Source organism: Pantoea sp. Fr+CA_20 (assembly GCF_024520835.1).
In the GTDB taxonomy this organism is placed as follows: domain Bacteria; phylum Pseudomonadota; class Gammaproteobacteria; order Enterobacterales; family Enterobacteriaceae; genus Pantoea; species Pantoea allii.
Genome location: NZ_JALNPN010000004.1, coordinates 226603 through 247938 on the forward strand (window position 1 = coordinate 226603; position 21336 = coordinate 247938).

Below are 21336 nucleotides of genomic sequence, written 5' to 3' on the forward strand. Positions count from 1 at the left end.
GGAAAATGTTCAGTGGTATCAATCAACTTTTTGTTCGAATGACCGATCATCCTGATTTTGGCAAGCTGTTGTTACGTTTGACGTTAGGTGGATTACTGCTGTTTCACGGTGAGTTCAAGCTGGTACACGGCGTGGGCTGGATTGCTCACTTGCTGCGACAGCACGGCCTGCCGGGCTTTCTTGCCTGGGGCGCATGGCTGGGTGAAATAGTTGCTCCGCTCATGCTGATTGTGGGATTCATGACGCGGCCTGCGGCGTTTATTATTGCGGTAAATATGGTGGTGGCGACGCTGCTGGTAAAAACCGGGGCGGTCTGGCACCGCACGGACGTGGGAGCCTGGGCGCTGGAAACCGAAGCGCTATTCCTGCTGGGAGCCTTTATCATTATGTTGCTGGGCCCGGGGAAATATACGCTGATACGCGATTCCCGGTTGCAGTAGCTGAGTAAATCGGGGCGATAGCCGCCCCGATATTGTTATGCCTGTATGCCACACCGCTGTAGTGAGGCTTGTTGTCGTGCGGCGTACAGCGCCATTTCGTCCAGTACGGCACAGCCCAGTGCGGTTTCAAAGCTGCTGCGGCTTGCCTGACCCGCAGAACGCGCCTGCGTTTTATCCCCAAGGTTAGACTGAAAAATACCTGCCGCACTCACCGGCAGAAAATCCTCATAAATAATGGGATCGGCCAGCACCCGGCCCTGGTCGATCAGGCTATCCAGTGATTCACCGTGCCGGGGCGGTTCCGCCTGCCCCTTGTCACTGAGGCGATAATGAAACCAGGCGAGTCCCGCCTGCCGCAGTTGCATTTCGTTATCCGGGAAAGCCTGAAATACGGCGGTCAACTGCTGCTGATGCTGTTGATTGTCAGCCCCGCTACCGGCCTCATTCAGCAGCCGATCGTAAAGCGCGCGCCCTGGCGGCGTTAAGGCGGCTCCGCGCTGTTCAATCTCACCAAAACGTGCAGTGTGGGTGCCCTGATAGCCATCTTTGAAAACCACAGGTTCTTCCAGCGCTTTAAAACTGGTCTGACGCAGTAAAATGGGGACGCTGCGCCGTGGTGGGCCTTCAATAACCGCTTTGGGATCGATACCGCGTGTCGGCATTAACGCCTGGACGCGGTCAATGTCCAGCGTGCGTGGCGTAAGATGGTTGATATGACAGGCAGGGAAACACACCACGTCGGCAATCAACCGGTGTTGCTGATTGAGCGCCTGATAGGTTTTACTCTCAACGAGGCTGTGTGAGTGCCAGCGAAAGGTTTCTAACGCCTCGTCGATAAACTGCTGCGCCTGCGCCTCGGTCAGTCCGCCCTGCTGCTGATGCTGTTTAATCAACGCGCGGCAGCCTGCGGTGAAAATATCCCGCGAAGCCAGGATAGTTGTGGCGTCGTCGCGCAGCGCCTGATCCTCGATGAGTTCCAGTCGCAGTAATGAGGTGAAGATACGGAAGGGATTGCGCCGCAGTGCCTCGTCATCAATGGGACGAAAAGCGGTTGAGTGAACCGGCACGCCCGCCTGAGAAAGGTCGTAATAGCCTACCGGGAACATGCCCATCACAGCGAACATCTGGCGCAACATGGCCAGCTCTTCAGCACTGCCGACGCGAATCGCGCCGTGACGTTCCAGGTTTAAGCGGCTCATCTCATCAGCCTGGGTTAAGCGTTGCTGCAATGCACTATCTGCCGCCAGCGTATCCTGATTAACCTCTTTGACTAACTGCATCAGCGTGCCGTAGAGCGGCACCTCTTGCTGATACATGTCCGACATTGCCCTTGAAAAGCCGGTACGGATGGCATCCGCACTTAAAAAGTTATCCATAATAACCACCTGACAGCGTGAGCGTTGCAGCTAATGTAATCCAACGCGTTGTCGCCAGCGGAAAATATCATGAATTTGTGATCGGCTTAAAACCATAACGGTTTTTAATCACCAGCATTATCGTCGTGAGCACGGCCGGAATCGCCAGCAGTAAAAAGATCAGGTTGAAAGACCAGCCCAGCGTCAGCATTTCGGCCCCCACAAACGCGCTCAGGATGGCACCAAGTCGTCCAACACCGTGCATCCAGCTGGAGCCGGTCGCGCGGGCATGAGTGGGATAATAGCTGGCTGATAAGGCATTCATGCCGGTGTTGGCCCCGTTAAAACAGAAGCCGCTAAAGAAGGCAATGCTGCTCATTATGGTGACCTGTGCCGGTGAGAACCCTAACGCCACAATGGCAATGCCACCGCAAAAGTAGATGACGGCCAACGCCATGTTGGCATTGAACCGGTCCATCAACCATCCGGCAAATAAGGAACCCAGCGTGCCGCCCGCTTGATACATCGCAGTAATAATCGCGGCCTGGGTAACGGTCATCCCCTGCTTGCTCACCAAAGAAGGCAGCCAGCTGCCTATCAGATAGACCAGAAACAGCCCCATAAAATAGCCGCCCCACAGCATTAGGCTGCCGGTGCGATAACGGGGGGAAATCACCGTCGTGATGGCATTCTTTTCAGGCAGCGCAGCGTCCGCTTCAGAGGCGTGAAACTGGCTATGCGAGTGGGTGCTGCCGGGGATAATACGTTCCAGAATGGTTCGGATGCGTTCTGCTGGCGCACCCCGGCTAATGAGGAAACGCACGGATTCAGGAAGCTGCTTTACTAACACCGGCAGCACCAACAGCGGCAGAATGCCGCCTAATAACAGGACGGAATGCCAGTTGTAGCGCGGCAACAGCCAGGACGCGGCAAATCCGCCACTGGCTGCACCAAAGGTGAAGCCGCAGAACACCACGGTGATAATAAACGAGCGTCGGCGTTCAGGGGCATATTCGGCAACCAGCGTGCTGACGTTCGGCATGGCTGCGCCCAGCCCCAGCCCGGTCAAAAAGCGGAACAGTACCATCTGTTCAATGGAATGGGAAAACGCGGTGGCCAGCGTCCACAGGCCGAAAAAAAGCACGCTGAAAATAATCATTAAGCGACGGCCAAAGCGGTCGGCCAGCGGCCCGGCAACCATTGCGCCCAGCGCCAGGCCGATGAGTGCCGCGCTGATCACCACGCCCAACTGCGAATTGGTCACGTTCCAGGCCGTTTTCAGCGAGGGGGCGATGAATCCCATAATGGCGATATCCATGCCATCAAGGGCGACCACGATAAAACAGAGGACAATCAATCGAATTTGGCCACCGCTCAGGCTACCCTGATTGATTAACCGGCGAACATCTACCGCCTCAACGCTGCTCACGGGCAACCTCTCCTTAACGAAATAAACCATCAGTTTTGGTAGAAAAAACGGCGCTTATGATAGCCGATCGTTAATGATAAAACGCAGAATTTTGCATGCAAATAATAATCATTCAACAAGCGAATAATTAAGTCGATGATTTTACAGCGACTGCGCGCAGGCCATGACGGAAGGAATCGTAGCGCAGGTATTTATTATCAATAACTTACAGGGATTACCGTTAAAAAGTACACTTTGTTAATAAATATTTGCAGCAAAGTTAACAAAATCCGGTTTAAATAGTTGCCAGTCACCTGGCAATGTCATTAAGTTTGGGAAATGGAAAAAAATATCCTTTTCAATCAGCGCATTCGCTTGCGTCATTTACATGCCTTTGTTGCCGTTGCGCAGCAGGGAACGCTGGGGCGTGCAGCCGAGACATTGAGTCTCAGCCAGCCTGCACTCTCTAAAACCCTTAACGAATTAGAGGAACTGACAGGCGTCAGGCTGTTTGAACGTGGCCGACTGGGCGCACAGCTCACCACCATGGGGGAGCAGTTTCTGACCCATGCGGTAAAAGTGCTGGATGCACTGAACCATGCCGGTCAGAGCTTTAACGAACAGATTAATGAGCGTCCGGTGATTATCCGCCTTGGCGCGCTGACCACGGCCGCCATGGGCATGCTGCCACAGATTCTCGATCGCTTTCATCAGCTGCGCCCCAATACCACCATTCAGGTTGCCACCTTACATAACAATGTGTTGCTGGCCGGGCTAAGAGCTGGTGAATTTGACATTGGTATTGGTCGCATGGCCGACAAAGAGATGATGACCGGCTTAACGTATGAGCTTCTGTTTCTGGAGTCGTTAAAGCTGGTCGTCAGACCCGAACATCCTCTGTTAAGTGACAATGTCACGTTGTCGCGCGCGATGCAGTGGCCGGTGGTCATCTCTCCCGAAGGAACTGCACCGCGCCGTCTTGCGCAGCAGATGCTGGATGAACAAGGCTGTTGTTTGCCGCCGCACTGCGTTGAGACATCCTCAACCTCACTGGCACGCCAGCTGGCGCTGCGCTATGACTACATCTGGTTTGTGCCTTCAGGTGCCATTAAGGAAGATCTCAGCCACAATGCCCTGTTCTCGCTGCCGATTACCTCTCCCGGGCCTGGCGAACCGGTCGGTATAATCACCCGCACTGGCGATACTTTAAGCCTGAGCGCTGAAGTGCTTATGAGCACCATTCGTAAGTTTCACAGCTAGCGACTGCGTTTTGCATGTCGCTCCCAGTTTTCCTGGCGCGCTTTTTCGGTCTTACGCAATCCGACGTAAAGCGCGCCCGCCCCGCCATGCTGCTTTTGCGCCACACAAAACGTCTGTACCTCATCCAGTTCGCGCAGCCAGCGATCAAGATAACTGCGCACGATATTGGCGTGGGATTCGCTGTCGCGCCCTTTACCATGAATGATTAGCAGGTTGCGAAACCCGGCTTGTCGCACGTCCCGAATAAACGTAAACAGGTTCTGCCGGCAGGCTTCCACGGGTTGACGCAGTAAATTAAGGCTGGCGTCCAGCGCATACTGGCCTTTGCGTAATTTATCTAGCACACCCTGCTGAATACCTTCAGCTTTGTATTCCAGCGGCTGATCAAGCGGAATAATGTCCAGATAGCCGCGGGTTAAAAAATTTTCATCTTCCTGTTCTGGCGGCGGCTGGCGGGTTTTCTTGCTGGCGGAGAGATTATTCCACAGCGTATTATCCGCATCCTTCAGTGGCGTAACGTCATTCATCGCGTCACGGAACAGATTGTCATCGTCAAGGTTCATGGCTCGCCCCTGTTAAATGATATGACGCAAAATTGTATATAACCCGAATAGTAGCAAAATCGGGAAAGTCTGCGCTAATCCCGTTTTTAACGTTTTCGCCAGGCATGACAGTGAAGATGGATTCTGTTTGAGATCAAAAAAGCGTAAACATTTATTTACGGAGGTTACACTTTGACATCAAAAAAGCCCGTCAGAACAGCCTTTAGCTGCCGTTAACAAACCACACTTTCTGTAGGCCTAAAAACTGCTCGGATGAGTTCCTTTACGACCAAAAAATGGTAAAATTGACCGCAGTCAATTATCGTCGAGCAAACCATTATGTTCCCTGAAAAACGTATACAGTCAGGCGGTTGTGCGATTCACTGCCAGGATTGCAGCATCAGCCAGTTATGCATCCCTTTCACACTTAACGAACATGAGCTGGACCAGCTTGATAATATTATTGAGCGAAAGAAACCCATTCAAAAAGGCCATACGCTGTTCAAAGCAGGTGACGACCTACGATCGCTTTATGCTATTCGTTCCGGCACCATTAAAAGCTATACCATTACCGAACAGGGCGATGAGCAAATTACTGGCTTCCACCTTGCCGGCGATCTGGTCGGCTTTGATGCCATTATGAATGCCAGCCATCCCAGCTTTGCCCAGGCGCTGGAAACGGCGATGGTCTGTGAAATCCCCTTTGATACGCTGGATGATTTGTCGGGCAAAATGCCTGCTCTGCGTCAGCAGATGATGCGTTTGATGAGTGGCGAAATCAAAGGCGATCAGGACATGATCCTGTTGCTGTCGAAGAAAAACGCAGAGGAGCGCCTGGCGGCCTTTATCTGGAATTTATCCCGCCGTTACGGCCAGCGTGGTTTCTCCCAGCGTGAGTTCCGTCTGACCATGACGCGTGGCGATATCGGCAACTATCTGGGTTTAACCGTTGAAACCATTAGCCGTTTACTGGGCCGCTTTCAGAAATCCGGCATGCTGGCCGTGAAAGGCAAATATATCACCATTGAGAACCACGCCATGCTGGAAGGTCTGGCGGGTCAAAGTCACCAGGCCGCCTGACAGATAAGCCGGGTTAATAAATCTTATTTTATTGATCCGGCTATATCTTTTTCACTTTCTTAGTGCACTTAACATAGGCTATCTTTAATCCAGTCGCTTTGGTTTAAGGAGAGTAGCCTATGTCCCAGTATCAAAATATTCTGGTCGCCATCGATCCGCAACAGGATGACCAGCCCGCGCTGCGACGTGCGGTATATCTCAACCAGCTTATCGGCGGCAAAATCAAAGCTTTTCTGCCTATCTACGACTTCTCATATGAAATGACCACCCTGCTCTCACCGGATGAGCGTACCTCCATGCGTCAGGGCGTGATCAGCCAGCGCTCAGAGTGGATACGTGAACAGGCCAAAGCCTATCTGGATGCTGGCGTGGATATCGATATCAAAGTGATCTGGCACAATCGCCCTTATGAGGCCATTATCCAGGAAGTGTTGGCGCACCAGCATGATTTAGTGCTTAAGATGGCACATCAACACGATCGGCTGGAGGCGGTAATTTTTACCCCGACGGACTGGCATTTGTTACGCAAGTGCCCTTGCCCGGTGTGGATGGTTAAAGATCAGCCCTGGCCCGAAGGCGGCAAAGCACTGGTGGCGGTTAACCTTGCCAGTGAAGAACCTCACCATGATGCACTGAATCAGAAATTAATCCGCGAAACCGTCAAACTGGCAGAAAGCGTTAACCATACCGAAGTTCACCTGGTCGGCGCCTATCCCATTACGCCTATCAATATCGCCATTGAGCTGCCCGACTTTGATCCCAGCGTGTACAACGACGCCATCCGCGGTCAACACCTGGTGGCGATGAAAGCCTTGCGGCAGAAATTCTCCATCAGTGAAGAATTTACGCATGTTGAAAAAGGCTTACCGGAAGAAGTGATCCCCGAATTATCGTTACATCTGGACGCGGGAATTGTTGTCTTAGGCACTATCGGCCGTACCGGGTTGTCTGCGGCTTTCCTGGGTAACACGGCTGAACAGGTCATCGATCATCTGCGCTGTGACCTGCTGGCGATAAAACCGGATGATTTTGTTTCACCAATTACGCTGGATGACGAAGACGAGAACGACTGATCCTTCTTACTGCAAAAAGGGCGACCCGGTGAGTCGCCCTTTTTTATTACAGCGCTTTCAGGATATTTTCCACGCTGGCTTTGGCATCACCAAACAGCATATGGGTGTTTTCTTTAAAGAACAGGGGATTCTGGACGCCGGCATAGCCGGTATTCATTGAGCGCTTAAACACAATCACATTCTGCGCCTTCCAGACTTCAAGCACCGGCATACCGGCAATCGGGCTACCGGGATCGTCCTGAGCGGCGGGATTGACTGTGTCGTTGGCCCCGATGACCAGCACCGTATCCGTGTCGCTGAAATCATCATTGATTTCGTCCATCTCCAGTACCACGTCATAAGGCACTTTTGCCTCTGCCAGCAGCACATTCATATGACCGGGTAAACGCCCGGCGACCGGATGAATACCAAATCGTACTTTTATGCCACGGGCACGCAGCTTTTCCGTGATCTCCGCCACCGGATATTGCGCCTGCGCCACCGCCATGCCGTAGCCGGGCGTGATAATGACGCTACTGGATGCTTTAAGCATTTCAGCCGTGTCTTCCGCGCTGATTTCACGGTGCTCTCCAGCCTCTTCACTGTCCGCTACCGCGCTGCTGTCGCTGCCGAAACCGCCTGCAATCACGCTAATAAACGACCGGTTCATGGCCTTACACATAATGTAAGAGAGAATCGCCCCCGACGACCCCACCAGCGCGCCTGTCACGATCAACAGATCGTTGCTGAGCATAAAACCAGCCGCCGCCGCCGCCCACCCGGAATAGGAGTTCAGCATGGACACCACCACCGGCATATCTGCCCCGCCGATGGAAGCGACCAGATGCCAGCCAAACGCCAGTGCGATGACCATCATGACAAACAGGGCAAATCCCTGCGCGCCGGGACTGTCAGTGTTAACGAACCAGACCAACAGCAGGAACGACACCACCAACGCCAGCAGATTCAACTTATGGCGGTGTGGCAGCATCAGCGGCCGCGACGACAGTTTGCCACACAGCTTACCGAAGGCGACCAGGGAACCGGTAAAGGTGACCGCGCCAATAAAAATGCCGATAAACACTTCACTGAGGTGGATGTTTTCCATCACCGCAGGCAGACCGGGCGCATGATCGATATAACTGTTAATCCCCACCAGCACCGCGGCCAGGCCGACAAAACTGTGCAGTATTGCGACCAGTTCGGGCATTTCAGTCATTTCAACCCGTTTTGCCAGCCGGATGCCGATGGCGCCGCCGATGATCATTGCCAGCAAAATCCAGACGACATTGCTGCTGTCCGGGCCGAAGATGGAGGCGAACAAGGCAATTGCCATGCCGCTGATGCCAAAGATATTCCCTTGTCTTGAGCTTTCATGTTTTGAAAGACCCGCAAGGCTCATAATAAAAAGTATTGCGGCAACAATGTATGCTGCAGTCACTAATCCGCCAGACATCGGTTACCCCTTACGAAACATTTTCAGCATACGCTGCGTGACGGTGAAGCCACCGAAGATATTGATACTGGCGATCAATACGGCAATAAAAGAAAGGAAACTGACCCAGCCGCCATGACCCATTTGCAATACGGCCCCCACCACGATAATGCCGGAAATGGCATTGGTGACTGACATCAACGGTGTATGCAACGCATGGCTCACGTTCCACACCACGTAGTAACCCACCACGCAGGCGAGCGCGAACACCGTAAAATGCGAGAGAAATTCACTGGGTGCCACATTGGCCAGGCAGCCAAACAGCACGATAAACACGGCCAGCAGCAGATACTTACGCAGTGGTGATGCGGCCGTAGCCTCGCTCTTTTTCTGCACAGGTGCAGCGGTGGTGGCTTTCGGAGCGGCTGACACCTGAATTGGTGGTGCAGGCCAGGTGACATCGCCTTCACGCACGACCGTTACGCCACGAATAACTACGTCATCGAAATCAATATCGATCTCACCGTTTTTCTCTTTACACAGCAGCTTCATCAAATTGACGAGGTTGGTGCCGTAAAGCTGTGAGGACTGGGTCGGCAAACGGCTGGGTAAATCGGTGTAGCCAATAATTTTCACGCCGTTCTTTGTGACCGTCACCCGATCGGCAACGGTGAGTGCGCAGTTGCCGCCGGTTTGCGCCGCGAGGTCAACAATAACGCTGCCCGGCTTCATGCTGGCAACCATCTCTTCGGTAATCAGCGTTGGCGCCGGCTTACCTGGAATCAGCGCCGTAGTGACGATGATATCCACCTCTTGAGCCTGCTGAGCAAACAGCGCCATTTCAGCTTTTATAAAGGCATCGGACATTACTTTGGCGTAGCCATCGCCGCTGCCGGCCTCCTCTGCAAAATCCAGTTCGAGAAATTCCGCCCCCATACTCTGGACCTGCTCTTTGACTTCAGGGCGCGTATCAAAGGCGCGCACGATGGCACCAAGGCTGCCTGCCGCACCAATCGCCGCCAGGCCGGCAACGCCTGCACCAATCACCATGACTTTAGCCGGTGGGACTTTCCCCGCCGCCGTGATTTGCCCGGTAAAGAAGCGGCCAAACTCATGAGCGGCCTCGACGATGGCGCGATAACCGGCAATATTTGCCATGGAACTGAGCGCGTCGAGTGACTGGGCGCGAGAAATACGCGGCACCGCATCCATGGCCATGACGGTGACATGACGCGCAGCCAGCTTTTCAAGCAGCTCAGGATGTTGGGCGGGCCAGATAAAGCTTACCAGGGTACTGCCCTCGCGGGTGAGCGCGATCTCTTCGTCATCCGGTGCATTGACCTTTAGCACGATATCGGCCTGCCAGACCTGCTGGCTGTCACTCACCGCAGCGCCAGCGGCCCTGTAGCTGTCATCATCAAAGCTGGCGCGCTTACCTGCATCATGTTCAATGGTCACGCTGAAACCCAGCTTGATGAGCTGTTCAACGGTCTTGGGCGTGGCTGCCACGCGCGACTCGTTAGCCAATCGCTCTTTGGGTATTCCAATTAACATAGTTTTCCCTTTCATCGATTAAAGGAGGATGATCCTTGTGGTACACAATGCCGTGACGACACCCGCTTTCAGGCGTTGTGAATGAAATGCAATAATCTAATCGTATCTAAACCTACTGAAATTGTTACGGACGATCTACTACACAGACCCACATCTGTCACATTTGCCGTAATATCCAGTTGAAGCACGGCAATTCCGCCTGTCCGCACTGCATGAAGACTCTCGCAGCAGATAATCTGCTAAATATCACCTGTTCCGCCCTGATATTCCTTTTGGAAAAAGCCAAAATTAACAATGCATTAACCACTTTATCGATACATTTACTGGTCAATTCATCTTATTGTCGTAAGCGTAAGGCAAAATAGCGTCGCGTGACGCTGTGATTAAATAATCTGGTTCACAACAAGAGAGATATCGCAAAAAATGGCTGCGACAGCGTGTTTATAACATGTAATAATCAGCGGCTAATCTGTTATACATCAAGAGTCCAGCACGTTTTCGTACTCATTTTGCGTAAGGCGAAGGATCATTTTTATGAAGCTGAAGAACACTATTCTGGCATCTACCCTGTTATCTCTGCTGGCAGCAAATGCGTTTGCGGCTAAAGAGCTGACGCCAGAACAAGCGGCCGCGTTGAAGCCATTCGAACGTATTAATATCACCGGTCGTTTTAATGCAATTGGCGATGCGGCTGATGCTGTATCAAAGCGTGCTGATGAAATGAATGCAGATTCCTATTACATTCAAGGCATTAACGACAGCAACGGTAACAGCGGTAACTGGCGTGTGACCGCCGATCTGTACAAGGCTAATGCCCCTAAAGCCAGCCAGGAAACCGACTATCGGATGTTCAATGGCCTGAAAGAGCTGCCGAAGGCGGAAGCTTATCGTCTGGAGCCTTTCGATACCGTTACCGTCAGCGGCTTTTTCCCAAGCCAGCCTGAGGTAAATGAAGCCATTTCCAAAGCCGCGAAAGAAAAAGGCGCAGCCTCCTTCTTTATTGTGCGTCAGGTTGATGCCAATACTGGCGGCAATCAGTTTGTGACGGCCTACATCTATAAGGCCGATGCCAAACAACGTGTGGTACAGAGTCCGGACACCATCCCGGCCGACTCTCAGGCAGGTAAAGCGGCTCTGGCCGCAGGCGGAGCCGAAGCGAAGAAAGTTGAAATTCCGGGCGTGGCTTCATCCGAAACCCCAAGCAACGCCGTGGGCCGTTTCTTTGAGACCCAAAGCTCAACCGGTAAGCGTTATACGGTAACGTTGCCGGACGGCAAGGAAATTCAGGAAGTGAATGCGGTGACCGCGGCGCAGATGCAGCCGTTTGATACCGTGACCTTCAGTGGACATTTCGGTTCGCCGACTGAAGTCTCACAGGAAACCGCCAAGCGCGCAGGCGCGAAAGGGGCTAAATTCTACCATGTGACGCGTCAGTGGCAGAACCAGAGCGGTGGTAACCTGACCGTAACGGCTGACCTGTTTAAGTAACACGCGCCAGGGCGGCGATCGCCGCCCTGCTGTCTGTTTGCATAATTCCTGCTCGATTTTGCATAACCACGCATTGCCATCCCGCACCGCACTCCGTAAAATCCTCCGCCTGTTTTTCAGAGTATTAAACGCGTTATACGTAACACAATCACGATATAACGTTGTGTTTATGCTGGTTATCCAGCCACTTATACTAGCAGGAAGAACGTTTTGGAGAAAAAATTAGGCCTCAGTGCCCTGACAGCGCTGGTACTCAGCTCAATGCTGGGAGCCGGTGTTTTCAGCCTGCCGCAAAACATGGCGGCAGTTGCAGGTCCGGCAGCCCTGTTAATCGGCTGGCTGATCACCGGCGCGGGCATTATTTTTCTGTCGCTGGCCATGCTGTTACTGACGCGACTGAAACCCGAACTGGACGGTGGCATTTTTACCTATGCCCGCGCCGGATTTGGCGAACTCACTGGTTTTTGTTCCGCCTGGGGTTATTGGCTGTGCGCGGTTATCGCTAACGTTTCGTATTTAGTCATTGTTTTTTCTGCGCTGAGTTTCTTCACCGACACGCCTGACAGAATCCTCTTTGGCAATGGTAATACCTGGCAGGCCATGCTGGGCGCATCGGTATTGCTGTGGCTGGTGCACTGGCTGGTGCTGCGCGGCGTGCAAACCGCAGCCAGCATTAATCTGCTGGCGACCCTGGGCAAACTGGTCCCGTTGCTGCTGTTTATTGTGCTGGCCGTGATCGCCTTTAATTATGACCGCTTCCGGTTTGATTTTTCCGGGCTCAGTCTGGGCGTACCGTTGTGGGAACAGGTTAAACAGACAATGCTGATTACCCTGTGGGTGTTTATCGGCGTTGAAGGTGCGGTGGTTGTGTCATCACGCGCCCGTCATAAAAAAGATGTCGGACGCGCCACGCTGCTGGCCGTGCTGGCTGCCCTGCTGGTCTATTTACTGGTTACCCTGCTGTCACTGGGTGTGGTTCCCCGCGCTGAGCTGGCGGAAATGCGCAATCCCTCCATGGCAGGCTTAATGACGCGGCTGACGGGGAGCTGGGGCAACGCCATTATCGTGGTGGGCCTGATTATTTCTGTTTGTGGTGCCTATCTGAGCTGGACCATTATGGCGGCTGAAGTGCCCCTGATCGCGGCACAGCAAGGTGCGTTTCCACGCAGCATTGCCCGCCAGAACGCACGTAACGCGCCTGCCGCCTCATTGTGGCTGACCAACGGCAGCATTCAGGTTTGCCTGATCCTTATCGCCCTGACCGGTGCGGATTACAACACCCTGTTAACCATTGCGTCTGAAATGATTCTGGTGCCCTATCTGCTGGTCGGCCTGTATTTGATTAAGGTCGTTAAAGGACAGCAAAAGCCCTGGGCACTGGCCGTGGGTGTCGGTGCCAGCCTGTATGGTATCTGGCTGTTGTATGCATCAGGCCCACTGCATCTGTTTATGTCGGTGGTGCTGTATGCTCCAGGTATTTTACTGTTTATTTTTGCGCGACGTGGCGGACATGAGGTGGCGTTGAAGCCGGTAGAACGGGTTGCCATGATGCTAATCGTAGCGGCAACCCTTCCTGCGATGTGGGAATTGCTGGCTTAGTGAGACTGCCCCAGAACCACACACAGCAGGTCATCCTGCTGTGTCAGCGCAACAGGCTTGCGGTATTCTTCATGAATCGCCTCCAGCTGTTTATCCGACAACGGATACGGCAGCTGGATATCGAAGCGGCAAATCTGTTGCTGCTCAGCAAGCGTGATCAGACGGGCGATGTTAATTTCATCGCTGACCTGGGTTGAAATGATTTGTAATGCTAATTCTTTAAGCTGATCTTCACTCGCCTGCAAGCTGTGCGCAGATTTGCGTGTCACCATGCCGAATATAGGCAGTACGCCGTAGATCGCATCCACAAAGCTCCATCGTTTTTTACAGGATGCCGACAGGAAATCACTGTAATTAAAGCAGATGCGATCGCGGTATACCGCTGATGCCAGCTCTTTATCAAACACTTTGGCTCCTCAAGGTGATCACAATGAATCCGGAACTCACGTTAAACGCAGGGTTAATGATTGCATATTTTGCGGAATATATCCCAGTTACTCAAGGATATTTCGTGTGATTGCATAGAGCTCTGCGCCAGGAAAAGTTATGCTTTACTCCTCCTTTTTACGTTAGAAAGAATCATGCACAAAATCGTTTACGTAGAAGATGAACCCGAAGTCGGTTCGTTGATTGCCGCTTATCTTGGACGGCATGATATTGAAGTGATTGTGGAGACGCGCGGCGATCGGGCGGAAGCGACCATTGCCGAACAGCAACCCGACCTGGTCATGCTGGATATCATGCTGCCCGGTAAGGATGGCATGTCCATCTGTCGTGATTTACGCGCAGAATGGCAGGGGCCGATTGTGCTACTGACCTCTCTCGACAGCGACATGAACCATATTCTGGCGCTGGAGATGGGCGCGCAGGATTATATCCTCAAAACGGCTCCCCCAGCGGTGTTGCTGGCTCGGCTGCGGCTGCATCTGCGGCAGTCCCAACAGGGGCAGAGTGAAGAAGCCCCTGCGCCGGCGAAAAACAACCGCATGTTGCGCTTTGGTTCACTGACGATTGATGCGCTCAATCGCCAGGTCGTGCTGTTTGATGAAAACATTGCCCTCTCTACGGCGGATTTCGATTTGCTTTGGGTACTGGCAAGTCATGCCGGGCAAATTCTGAATCGTGACGCCCTGCTGAAAACCCTGCGCGGCGTCAGCTATGACGGGATGGATCGCAGTATTGACGTGGCGATTTCGCGCCTGCGTAAAAAGCTACACGACAGCGCCACTGAACCCTTTCGTATTAAAACTATCCGTAACAAAGGCTATCTGTTTGCGCCGCAGGCCTGGGACACGCGTTCGGTATGAAAAAACTTTTTATTCAGTTCTACCTGCTGCTGTTTGTCTGTTTCCTGGTGATGTCGCTGATGGTCGGGCTGGTATACAAATTTACCGCCGAGCGCGCCGGTCGCCAGTCGATGAACGACTTAATGGCCAGTTCGCTCTATCTGATCCGCAGTGAGCTGCGTGAAATCCCCCCGCGCGACTGGAACAAGACCATTAAAAGTCTGGATCTCGGCTTGTCGTTTGAGCTGCATATCGAGCCAATGAGTAAATTTGAACTGGATGAAAACGAACTTCGTCGGCTGCGCGCAGGCGAAATCGTCGCACTGGATGATAAGTACACCTTCCTGCAGCACATTCCGCGCAGTCACTACGTTCTGACCGTGGGGCCAATCCCTTATCTCTTCTACCTGCATCAGATGCGCCTGCTGGATATGGCGCTGGTGGTGTTTATCGGCATGTCGCTGGGGCTGCCGGTCTTTATCTGGCTGCGCCCGCACTGGAAAGAGATGCTACGACTGGAACACGCCGCCCAGCGTTTCGGCCAGGGGCAGTTGGATGTCCGAACCCATTTTGACAGCACCTCCAGCCTGTTCAGGGTTGGGGTGGCGTTTAACCAAATGGCAGAGAACATCAATACACTGGTCGCCAGTAAAAAGCAGCTGATTGACGGTATCGCCCACGAATTACGTACCCCGCTGGTGCGCCTGCGTTATCGCCTGGAGATGAGCGATAACCTGACGGAAGCGGAGTCGGCGGCATTAAACCGCGACGTCAGTCAGTTAGAGAGCCTGATTGAAGAGCTGCTGACCTATGCTCGCCTTGACCGGCCGCGCGTCGATCTTAATTTGCAATCGCTTGATCTGGCGAACTGGTTACGTGAACGCATGGAAGACTTCCGGGCAATCAACCCGGAGACGCAAATTGACCTGGATTTGCCCCAGCGTGAAAACTACGGCATCTCGGACACCCGGCTGATGGAGCGCGTGCTGGATAATCTGGTGAATAACGCCCTGCGCTATGCGAGTCAGCGGTTGCGGGTCAGCCTGTGGTTTGATGGTGCCCAGGGAAATCTGCAGGTTGAGGATGACGGCCCAGGCATTCCCCTTGACGAACGTGAACGCGTATTCGAACCTTTTGTACGGCTCGACCCGAGCCGTGATCGCGCAACCGGCGGCTGTGGGCTTGGCCTTGCCATCGTTCACTCTATCGCCCACGCGCTAAGCGGCAGGGTTTCCATTGAAACCAGCCCGCTTGGCGGGGCCAGCGTGCGTCTCTGCTGGCCACTGGATCTTCCCTTTCGGGAACTCCCACGACATTAACGCATTCAGGAACTTAGTATGACTTAAGCCTGTGAACACCTTTGGAAGACCTTCCAGCGCCTGTCGCTTTTCAGTCATCTCAGCGCCATCGCCGGATGGGATATGTAAACCATGATGCCCGCCGATGGCAGCGCCGCACGGTGCGTAGCTATTTCTTGATTATTATTGCCCGAACTTTTTCTCTTAACAATTTCCAATAACATAATCGATTGATAATTAATCAAAAAAACGCCATCATGGCATCTCTTTTTACATAAGAAGTAATTCTTATTAGCGTCCCGCAAATAAAAGCCGTACTGCTATTAGATATTCGAAAAAATTCCAGCAAATTAATTAGTTACCTTGAAAAACTTTCGCCATAAATAACTTCAGATAATTCAATCGATGGACATGTAAAAGGATCGGGTGTGTCCGATTATAGGTTCCACTGACCAAATTATTTCTTTCAAAAGAGTCAAATATTAGATCAACCAGCTTCCGGGTAATATCCATCCCTTAGAACTGATAAAACTATGGGCTTTAACATTAGTTAAACGCCTTCCTGCACCAGGCTTATTTATCACCCGAATTATTTATCGTTAAATAAAATTTGACAGGTGATTATATCGTACAATGCTTTGTTTCTATATTTAGGTGTAATTGATCTGGTTATTAATATAAAATCGCAACTCCTGCCTGAGAGGTTGTCAGCTATAAACTTGTACTATTTCTCAATGGGTAGTGCTAAACAATTCCCTAAACAATATTCAGGTACATCAAATGAGAATTAAAACGCTAAACTTTCAGTTTATTAGCTTGTTGTTTTTATTATGCTCATCTGGATGCATTGCAGCAGTTGTCCATCTCCCGGTGATTACATCACTCATATGGCCAACGTCACTCAGTACTAAAACGACTTATTCGCCTCAATTGATGAATATAGATGAGAGTATTGCCAATCAGCAATTGACAAAGCGAGATGGTTTGAGAATAGGGTATGTTGATACAATAGGAAAGCCTTATCGTGGAGTTATGCCGTCGGACGACAATTGGGACGGGGTATATTCTGTTTTTCCCTTAGCGAATAATGGGGAGACGTTCAGAGACTATGTTGAGCGTCTTTATAATGCGGGGTTAATGTCTGGAAGTCTCGTTCTCTCATGGGGTAGTTCCGGCGAAGTAGACAAATGTCAGGGGATTGTCTTATCGAATGGAGTTTTACACTCAGCCACTGGTTCGACAATTCAGGATGCCTGGTCATCAGTAACAGCCGGAGCAATCCTGAATGTGCAACCAATTTGTTCTCAAATACCCCCCGCTGCAACGAGTTGCCATATAGAAACCGCTACGGTAAAATTTGATTTTGGCAATGTAATTAAAGCCGAATCGGCTAATGCCTCCCTTAGCGAAAATATCTCTATATACTGTACCGATGCGACTAAAGTCAGTTTAAGTGAAGCCAACAGAGGCATTATAGCGCTCTCAAACGGTGGTTCAGTAGCCGTTACTGACAATTCAAAAGGCCTGGATGGCTCATCAATTCATAATGTACCGTCAAAAGGTCGTGAGCTGGTAAAATTAACAGCAAAAATCACAAACCCGGGAAAAACGGGTTCATTTTACGGCTCATCAGTCATAATGCTGACATATCCTTAGATATCACAGGATATTTGGGAGGCTGTTAAGAGAAAAAGGACAAGTGGTGATAATAATCAAGAAATCGTGAGCGTTACTTACGAACCTCTATTACTCTGCCCCAATATTAAATGCAATAGTCATTACGTTATGTGGCTTTGTTGACCTTCCTCTTCCATTTCGCCAGCATACTGCACATTCCGCTGTTGTCAGATAATTTACTGAGGGTTAAGGTAGCTGGCAACCATTTCAGATACCTTGCTCATGGAGCGTGTGCTGGATAATCTGGTGAATAACGCCCTGCGCTATGCCAGTCAGCGGTTGCGGGTCAGCCTGTGGTTTGATGGTGCCCAGGGAAATCTGCAGGTTGAGGATGACGGCCCTGGCATTCCTCTTGACGAACGTGAACGCGTATTCGAACCTTTTGTGCGGCTCGACCCGAGCCGTGATCGCGCAACCGGCGGCTGTGGACCTGGCCTTGCCATCGTTCACTCTATCGCCCACGCGCTCAGCGGCAGGGTTTCCATTGAAACCAGCCCGCTTGGCGGGGCCAGCGTCCGTCTCTGCTGGCCACTGGATCTTCCCTTTCGGGAACTCCCACGACATTAACGCATTCAGGAGCTTTGTGTGACTTCAGCTTATCAACAACTTTGTGCCACTTTTCAGCGCCTGTCGCGCTTCAGTCACGTCAGCGCCATCGCCGGATGGGATATGCAAACCATGATGCCCGCCGGTGGCAGCGCCGCACGTGGCGAAGCGCTGGCAGAGATGAGTGTTTTGCAACACCAGATTCTGACGGACAAACGTCTGGGCGAGTGGCTGGAACAGGCCGGGCAGCAACCGCTGAATGATGTAGAGCGCGCCAACCTGTTTGAGATGCGTCGCGCCTGGACGCAGGCCACCTTGCTGCCCGCTGAACTGGTCGAGGCGAAATCCATCGCGGGTTCCCGTTGCGAACATGCCTGGCGCAGCCAGCGTCCGGCGAATGACTGGCAGGGTTTTGCCCCGAATTTAAAAGAGGTGGTGCGCTTAAGCCGTGAAGAAGCGCAGCTACGTGCGCAGGCCAATGGCTGTTCCCGTTATGATGCCCTGCTTGACGTTTTTGAGCCGGGGATGACCAGCGCCCGGCTGGATGAAACCTTTGGGCAGTTAAAAACCTGGTTGCCCCAGCTGTTACAACAGGTCGTGAAAAAACAGGCGCAGCAGCCGGTGGTAAAACCTCAGGGACCGTTCGCTATTGATGCGCAGCGCGAGCTGGGGCTTAGCATTATGGCGGAGCTGGGATTCGATTTTAACCATGGTCGGCTCGATATCAGCGCACATCCGTTCTGCGGCGGTGTACCGGAAGATGTGCGCATTACTACGCGTTACAATCAGGATGAGTTCCTGAGCGCGATGATGGGTGTGATTCATGAAACAGGTCATGCCCGTTACGAGCAAAACCTGCCAAAACAGTGGCGTGGCCAGCCGGTCGCGCTGGCGCGATCCACGGCGATCCACGAGTCGCAGAGCCTGTTTATGGAAATGCAGCTGGGCCGCAGCAGCCAGTTCCTGCAGCGCATCCTGCCGCAGGTTATCAGCAAAATGGGTGACCAGCCGGCACTGCAGGCCGATAACTTCGTGCGCCTGACTCAACAGGTTAAACCCGGTTTAATACGCGTTGATGCTGACGAACTCAGCTACCCCGCGCACGTTATTCTGCGTTATGAAATCGAACGTGCCTTGATCGAAGGCGATATTGAGGTTGAGGATATTCCCGCCCTGTGGGATGAGAAGATGCAACAGTCCCTTGGTATTGATACGCGCGGAAACTATCGCAATGGCTGTATGCAGGATATTCACTGGACTGACGGTGCATTTGGCTATTTCCCGACCTACACGTTAGGCGCGATGTACGCCGCACAGCTGTTTCAGGCCTTGCAAAAAGCCATTCCGCAGTCGGCCGAGCTGATTCAACATGGCGAGTTACAGCCCGTCTTTAACTGGCTGCAACAGAATATCTGGCAACACGGTAGCCGGTTCTCTACCGAGCAGTTGATGCTTAACGCCACGGGCGAAGCGCTTAATCCGCACTATTTCCGCAAACATCTTGAGCAGCGTTACCTGAACAGTTAAGGTAGCAGGCGACCTGAGGGTCGCCTTTCTCTGTCCCCTTCCACATGTTGTACAATCGGTTACACGGCGATACCAATGACCCACGGACGCGCTGCTTATTTTCTCATATAGTCATTTCACCGGCCCCGCAGTGGGCTACACATGAAAAAATAGTCCGAGGGTTTTGCAATGAAAAAATTATTTGCACTGGTAATCGCCGCTGCTATGGGTCTGTCTTCAGTTGCTTTCGCTGCCGAGACAACTGCTGCTCCAGCAGCTGCTGCAACCACTACTACTACCGCTGCACCTGCTAAAACTGAACACAAAGCTGCTGCTCACAAGAAGCATCACAAAGCTGCACAGAAAGCACAGGCTGCTAAGAAGAAAGCCGTTAAGAAAGACACCGCGCAGAAAGCTCAGGCTGCTAAAAAGAAAGTAGCTAAGAAAGATACCGCTCAGAAAGCGCAGGCTGCTAAAAAACACCATAAAGCTAAACCAGCTCAGAAAGCCCAGGCTGCTAAAAAGCACCACAAAGCTAAACCAGCCCAGAAAGCTCAGGCTGCTAAAAAACACCATAAAGCTAAAGCAGCCCAGAAAGCTCAGGCCGCTAAAAAACACCACAAAGCTAAACCAGCTCAGAAAGCCCAGGCTGCTAAAAAACACCACAAAAAAGCCGCTAAAAAATAAGGCTACCCCTTAGGGTTCCGAGTAAGCGTTAATCATTAAAAACACCCGGTTCTGCCGGGTGTTTCTTTACTGGAGTGGCTAATATGGTCCGTCGCTATCGCTTCGAAATTATTCTGATTGTGATGATCTTATGTGGCGTTATCGCGGCCAGTTTTTTTATTTAGTCGCTGTAGCGTACTGATTAACTGAAAAAACTCCCTTTTTTACCGCTCACTGACTATAGTTATGTCACTTCAGCTATAACAAAAACGTTTTCTTTTTCTCGCTATTGAGAGTTCTATGCGCCTGGCTACCCTGTTAATCGTTGGACTTTTCAGTTTCACCGCTTGTGTTCATGCCGATGATGATGACGACTCGCCGACGCCTGCCGAAATAAAAATGCTGTTTTTCGGTAAAGATCACCGTCAGGCGATTACCGACGTCAGTTCCGCGCCCTGGGATGCGATAGGCCAACTGGAAACCGAAAGCGGTAACCTGTGCACCGCCACGCTGATCTCTCCCCATCTGGCCCTGACGGCGGGTCACTGTTTACTGACGCCACCGGGCAAGTTTGATAAGCCGGTTGCGCTGCGTTTTATGTCCACCAAAAAAGGGTGGCGCTACGAAATTCATGATATTGATGCCCGTGTTGAACCCTCTTTGGTTAACAAACTGAAGGCCGATGGCGAGGGATGGATCGTGCCCAGCAGCGCGGCACCGTTCGACTACGGTCTGGTTATTCTGCGTAATCCGCCTTCTGCCATCACCCCTATTCCCCTGTTTGACGGTTCACGCAGTGATTTAACGGAAGCGCTGAAAGACGCTGGACGTAAAGTCACGCAGGCTGGCTATCCGGCCGATCATCTGGACACCTTGTATTCGCACAGCGACTGCCTGATAACAGGTTGGGCGCAACGCGCCGTATTATCGCACCAGTGTGATACCTTGCCAGGCGACAGCGGTTCGCCTTTACTGTTGAAAGGCGATAAAGGCTGGCAGCTCATTGCCGTACAGAGTTCGGCACCGGCAGCAAAAGACCGCTATCTTGCCGACAACCGGGCCATTGCCGTGACCTCGTTTAAAGACCGGCTTGAAGCGCTGGCCCAGTAGCTTGCCTGAGGGGTTACACGCTCTGAACGCATAA

General features: G+C 52.1%; 18 protein-coding genes and 2 pseudogenes. 14 read left to right on the top strand and 6 right to left on the bottom strand.

What is annotated here, in order from left to right; genetic code table 11:
• The first annotated feature begins 5 nt into the window (after nucleotides 1-5).
• A complete protein-coding gene (locus NR177_RS07960) occupies nucleotides 6-440 on the top strand; it encodes a DoxX family protein (RefSeq protein ID WP_096010560.1) in 435 nt (144 codons plus the stop codon).
• A 35-nt stretch (nucleotides 441-475) separates the two neighbouring features.
• Here NR177_RS07960 and NR177_RS07965 read toward each other — a convergent pair whose 3' ends face one another.
• Nucleotides 476-1816 carry a VOC family protein gene (locus tag NR177_RS07965; protein WP_256852621.1) on the bottom strand — a complete coding sequence of 447 codons (1341 nt, stop codon included), beginning with the start codon at nucleotides 1814-1816 and terminating at the stop codon, nucleotides 476-478.
• A gap of 67 nt (nucleotides 1817-1883) precedes the next feature.
• Nucleotides 1884-3224: an aromatic acid/H+ symport family MFS transporter gene (locus NR177_RS07970; RefSeq protein ID WP_256852622.1), complete on the bottom strand. Its 1341-nt coding sequence runs from the start codon at nucleotides 3222-3224 to the stop codon at nucleotides 1884-1886.
• A gap of 318 nt (nucleotides 3225-3542) precedes the next feature.
• On the opposite strand from NR177_RS07970, the gene NR177_RS07975 reads away from it, so the two are divergent.
• A complete protein-coding gene (locus tag NR177_RS07975) occupies nucleotides 3543-4463 on the top strand; it encodes a LysR substrate-binding domain-containing protein (RefSeq protein ID WP_063879711.1) in 921 nt (306 codons plus the stop codon).
• On the opposite strand, the gene smrA is transcribed toward NR177_RS07975, so the two are convergent.
• Nucleotides 4460-5026: a DNA endonuclease SmrA gene (smrA, locus tag NR177_RS07980; RefSeq protein WP_063879712.1), complete on the bottom strand. Its 567-nt coding sequence runs from the start codon at nucleotides 5024-5026 to the stop codon at nucleotides 4460-4462. The two genes, NR177_RS07975 and smrA, sit on opposite strands and share 4 nt — an antisense overlap.
• A gap of 318 nt (nucleotides 5027-5344) precedes the next feature.
• Between smrA and NR177_RS07985 the strand changes: the two genes are divergently transcribed.
• Both NR177_RS07985 and uspE read left to right on the top strand, forming a co-directional pair.
• A complete protein-coding gene (locus NR177_RS07985; RefSeq protein ID WP_013025869.1) occupies nucleotides 5345-6085 on the top strand; it encodes an FNR family transcription factor in 741 nt (246 codons plus the stop codon).
• 119 nt (nucleotides 6086-6204) lie between these two features.
• A complete protein-coding gene (gene uspE / locus NR177_RS07990; RefSeq protein ID WP_063879713.1) occupies nucleotides 6205-7158 on the top strand; it encodes a universal stress protein UspE in 954 nt (317 codons plus the stop codon).
• A gap of 46 nt (nucleotides 7159-7204) precedes the next feature.
• Here uspE and pntB read toward each other — a convergent pair whose 3' ends face one another.
• Both pntB and pntA read right to left on the bottom strand, forming a co-directional pair.
• Nucleotides 7205-8593, bottom strand: coding sequence for a Re/Si-specific NAD(P)(+) transhydrogenase subunit beta (pntB, locus tag NR177_RS07995; protein WP_145393185.1), 1389 nt, complete (start codon nucleotides 8591-8593; stop codon nucleotides 7205-7207).
• 3 nt (nucleotides 8594-8596) lie between these two features.
• On the bottom strand, nucleotides 8597-10126 hold the full coding sequence (gene pntA / locus NR177_RS08000) for a Re/Si-specific NAD(P)(+) transhydrogenase subunit alpha (protein WP_256852623.1): 1530 nt from the start codon (nucleotides 10124-10126) through the stop codon (nucleotides 8597-8599).
• A gap of 534 nt (nucleotides 10127-10660) precedes the next feature.
• Between pntA and ydgH the strand changes: the two genes are divergently transcribed.
• Both ydgH and NR177_RS08010 read left to right on the top strand, forming a co-directional pair.
• Entirely contained in the window at nucleotides 10661-11614 is a 954-nt protein-coding gene (ydgH, locus tag NR177_RS08005; RefSeq protein ID WP_256852624.1) for a DUF1471 family protein YdgH, read from the top strand.
• A 210-nt stretch (nucleotides 11615-11824) separates the two neighbouring features.
• Nucleotides 11825-13213, top strand: coding sequence for a basic amino acid/polyamine antiporter (locus NR177_RS08010; RefSeq protein ID WP_109716395.1), 1389 nt, complete (start codon nucleotides 11825-11827; stop codon nucleotides 13211-13213).
• Here NR177_RS08010 and NR177_RS08015 read toward each other — a convergent pair.
• On the bottom strand, nucleotides 13210-13620 hold the full coding sequence (locus tag NR177_RS08015) for a hypothetical protein (protein WP_063879718.1): 411 nt from the start codon (nucleotides 13618-13620) through the stop codon (nucleotides 13210-13212). The two genes, NR177_RS08010 and NR177_RS08015, sit on opposite strands and share 4 nt — an antisense overlap.
• Before the next feature lie 174 nt (nucleotides 13621-13794).
• Here NR177_RS08015 and rstA point away from each other — a divergent pair, with 174 nt between their 5' ends.
• The 8 genes and pseudogenes from rstA to NR177_RS08050 all read left to right on the top strand — a co-directional run bounded on the left by rstA (nucleotide 13795) and on the right by NR177_RS08050 (nucleotide 21302).
• Nucleotides 13795-14520, top strand: a complete 726-nt coding sequence (gene rstA / locus NR177_RS08020) for a two-component system response regulator RstA (RefSeq protein ID WP_063879719.1) — start codon at nucleotides 13795-13797, stop codon at nucleotides 14518-14520.
• On the top strand, nucleotides 14517-15818 hold the full coding sequence (gene rstB / locus NR177_RS08025) for a two-component system sensor histidine kinase RstB (protein WP_063879720.1): 1302 nt from the start codon (nucleotides 14517-14519) through the stop codon (nucleotides 15816-15818). The genes rstA and rstB overlap by 4 nt, the downstream gene beginning before the upstream one ends.
• Nucleotides 15819-15851: 33 nt before the next feature.
• Nucleotides 15852-15923: pseudogene (locus NR177_RS23965) on the top strand (hypothetical protein); the annotation flags it as partial.
• Between the two features lie 654 nt (nucleotides 15924-16577).
• The gene (locus NR177_RS08030; protein ID WP_256852625.1) at nucleotides 16578-17453 is read left to right on the top strand and encodes a hypothetical protein; all 876 of its coding nucleotides are present in this window, start codon (nucleotides 16578-16580) and stop codon (nucleotides 17451-17453) included.
• A gap of 225 nt (nucleotides 17454-17678) precedes the next feature.
• Nucleotides 17679-18041 (top strand): annotated as a pseudogene (locus tag NR177_RS08035) (ATP-binding protein); the annotation flags it as partial.
• 18 nt (nucleotides 18042-18059) lie between these two features.
• Nucleotides 18060-19547, top strand: a complete 1488-nt coding sequence (locus NR177_RS08040) for a carboxypeptidase M32 (protein ID WP_256852626.1) — start codon at nucleotides 18060-18062, stop codon at nucleotides 19545-19547.
• A gap of 168 nt (nucleotides 19548-19715) precedes the next feature.
• A complete protein-coding gene (gene asr, locus NR177_RS08045; RefSeq protein ID WP_013025879.1) occupies nucleotides 19716-20213 on the top strand; it encodes an acid resistance repetitive basic protein Asr in 498 nt (165 codons plus the stop codon).
• Nucleotides 20214-20492: 279 nt separating this feature from the next.
• The gene (locus NR177_RS08050) at nucleotides 20493-21302 is read left to right on the top strand and encodes a serine protease (RefSeq protein WP_096010555.1); all 810 of its coding nucleotides are present in this window, start codon (nucleotides 20493-20495) and stop codon (nucleotides 21300-21302) included.
• Nucleotides 21303-21336: the final 34 nt, after the last annotated feature.

Excerpts from the sequence above, each read along its gene's own strand:
- NR177_RS07985 (WP_013025869.1), top strand. The coding sequence starts at position 5,345 with ATGTTCCCTGAAAAACGTATACAGTCAGGCGGTTGTGCGATTCACTGC.
- NR177_RS07960 (WP_096010560.1), top strand. The coding sequence starts at position 6 with ATGTTCAGTGGTATCAATCAACTTTTTGTTCGAATGACCGATCATCCT.
- rstA (WP_063879719.1), top strand. The coding sequence starts at position 13,795 with ATGCACAAAATCGTTTACGTAGAAGATGAACCCGAAGTCGGTTCGTTG.
- pntA (WP_256852623.1), bottom strand. The coding sequence starts at position 10,126 with ATGTTAATTGGAATACCCAAAGAGCGATTGGCTAACGAGTCGCGCGTG.
- smrA (WP_063879712.1), bottom strand. The coding sequence starts at position 5,026 with ATGAACCTTGACGATGACAATCTGTTCCGTGACGCGATGAATGACGTT.
- uspE (WP_063879713.1), top strand. The coding sequence starts at position 6,205 with ATGTCCCAGTATCAAAATATTCTGGTCGCCATCGATCCGCAACAGGAT.
- NR177_RS07975 (WP_063879711.1), top strand. The coding sequence starts at position 3,543 with ATGGAAAAAAATATCCTTTTCAATCAGCGCATTCGCTTGCGTCATTTA.
- pntB (WP_145393185.1), bottom strand. The coding sequence starts at position 8,593 with ATGTCTGGCGGATTAGTGACTGCAGCATACATTGTTGCCGCAATACTT.
- rstB (WP_063879720.1), top strand. The coding sequence starts at position 14,517 with ATGAAAAAACTTTTTATTCAGTTCTACCTGCTGCTGTTTGTCTGTTTC.
- ydgH (WP_256852624.1), top strand. The coding sequence starts at position 10,661 with ATGAAGCTGAAGAACACTATTCTGGCATCTACCCTGTTATCTCTGCTG.
- NR177_RS08030 (WP_256852625.1), top strand. The coding sequence starts at position 16,578 with ATGAGAATTAAAACGCTAAACTTTCAGTTTATTAGCTTGTTGTTTTTA.
- asr (WP_013025879.1), top strand. The coding sequence starts at position 19,716 with ATGAAAAAATTATTTGCACTGGTAATCGCCGCTGCTATGGGTCTGTCT.
- NR177_RS08050 (WP_096010555.1), top strand. The coding sequence starts at position 20,493 with ATGCGCCTGGCTACCCTGTTAATCGTTGGACTTTTCAGTTTCACCGCT.
- NR177_RS07965 (WP_256852621.1), bottom strand. The coding sequence starts at position 1,816 with ATGGATAACTTTTTAAGTGCGGATGCCATCCGTACCGGCTTTTCAAGG.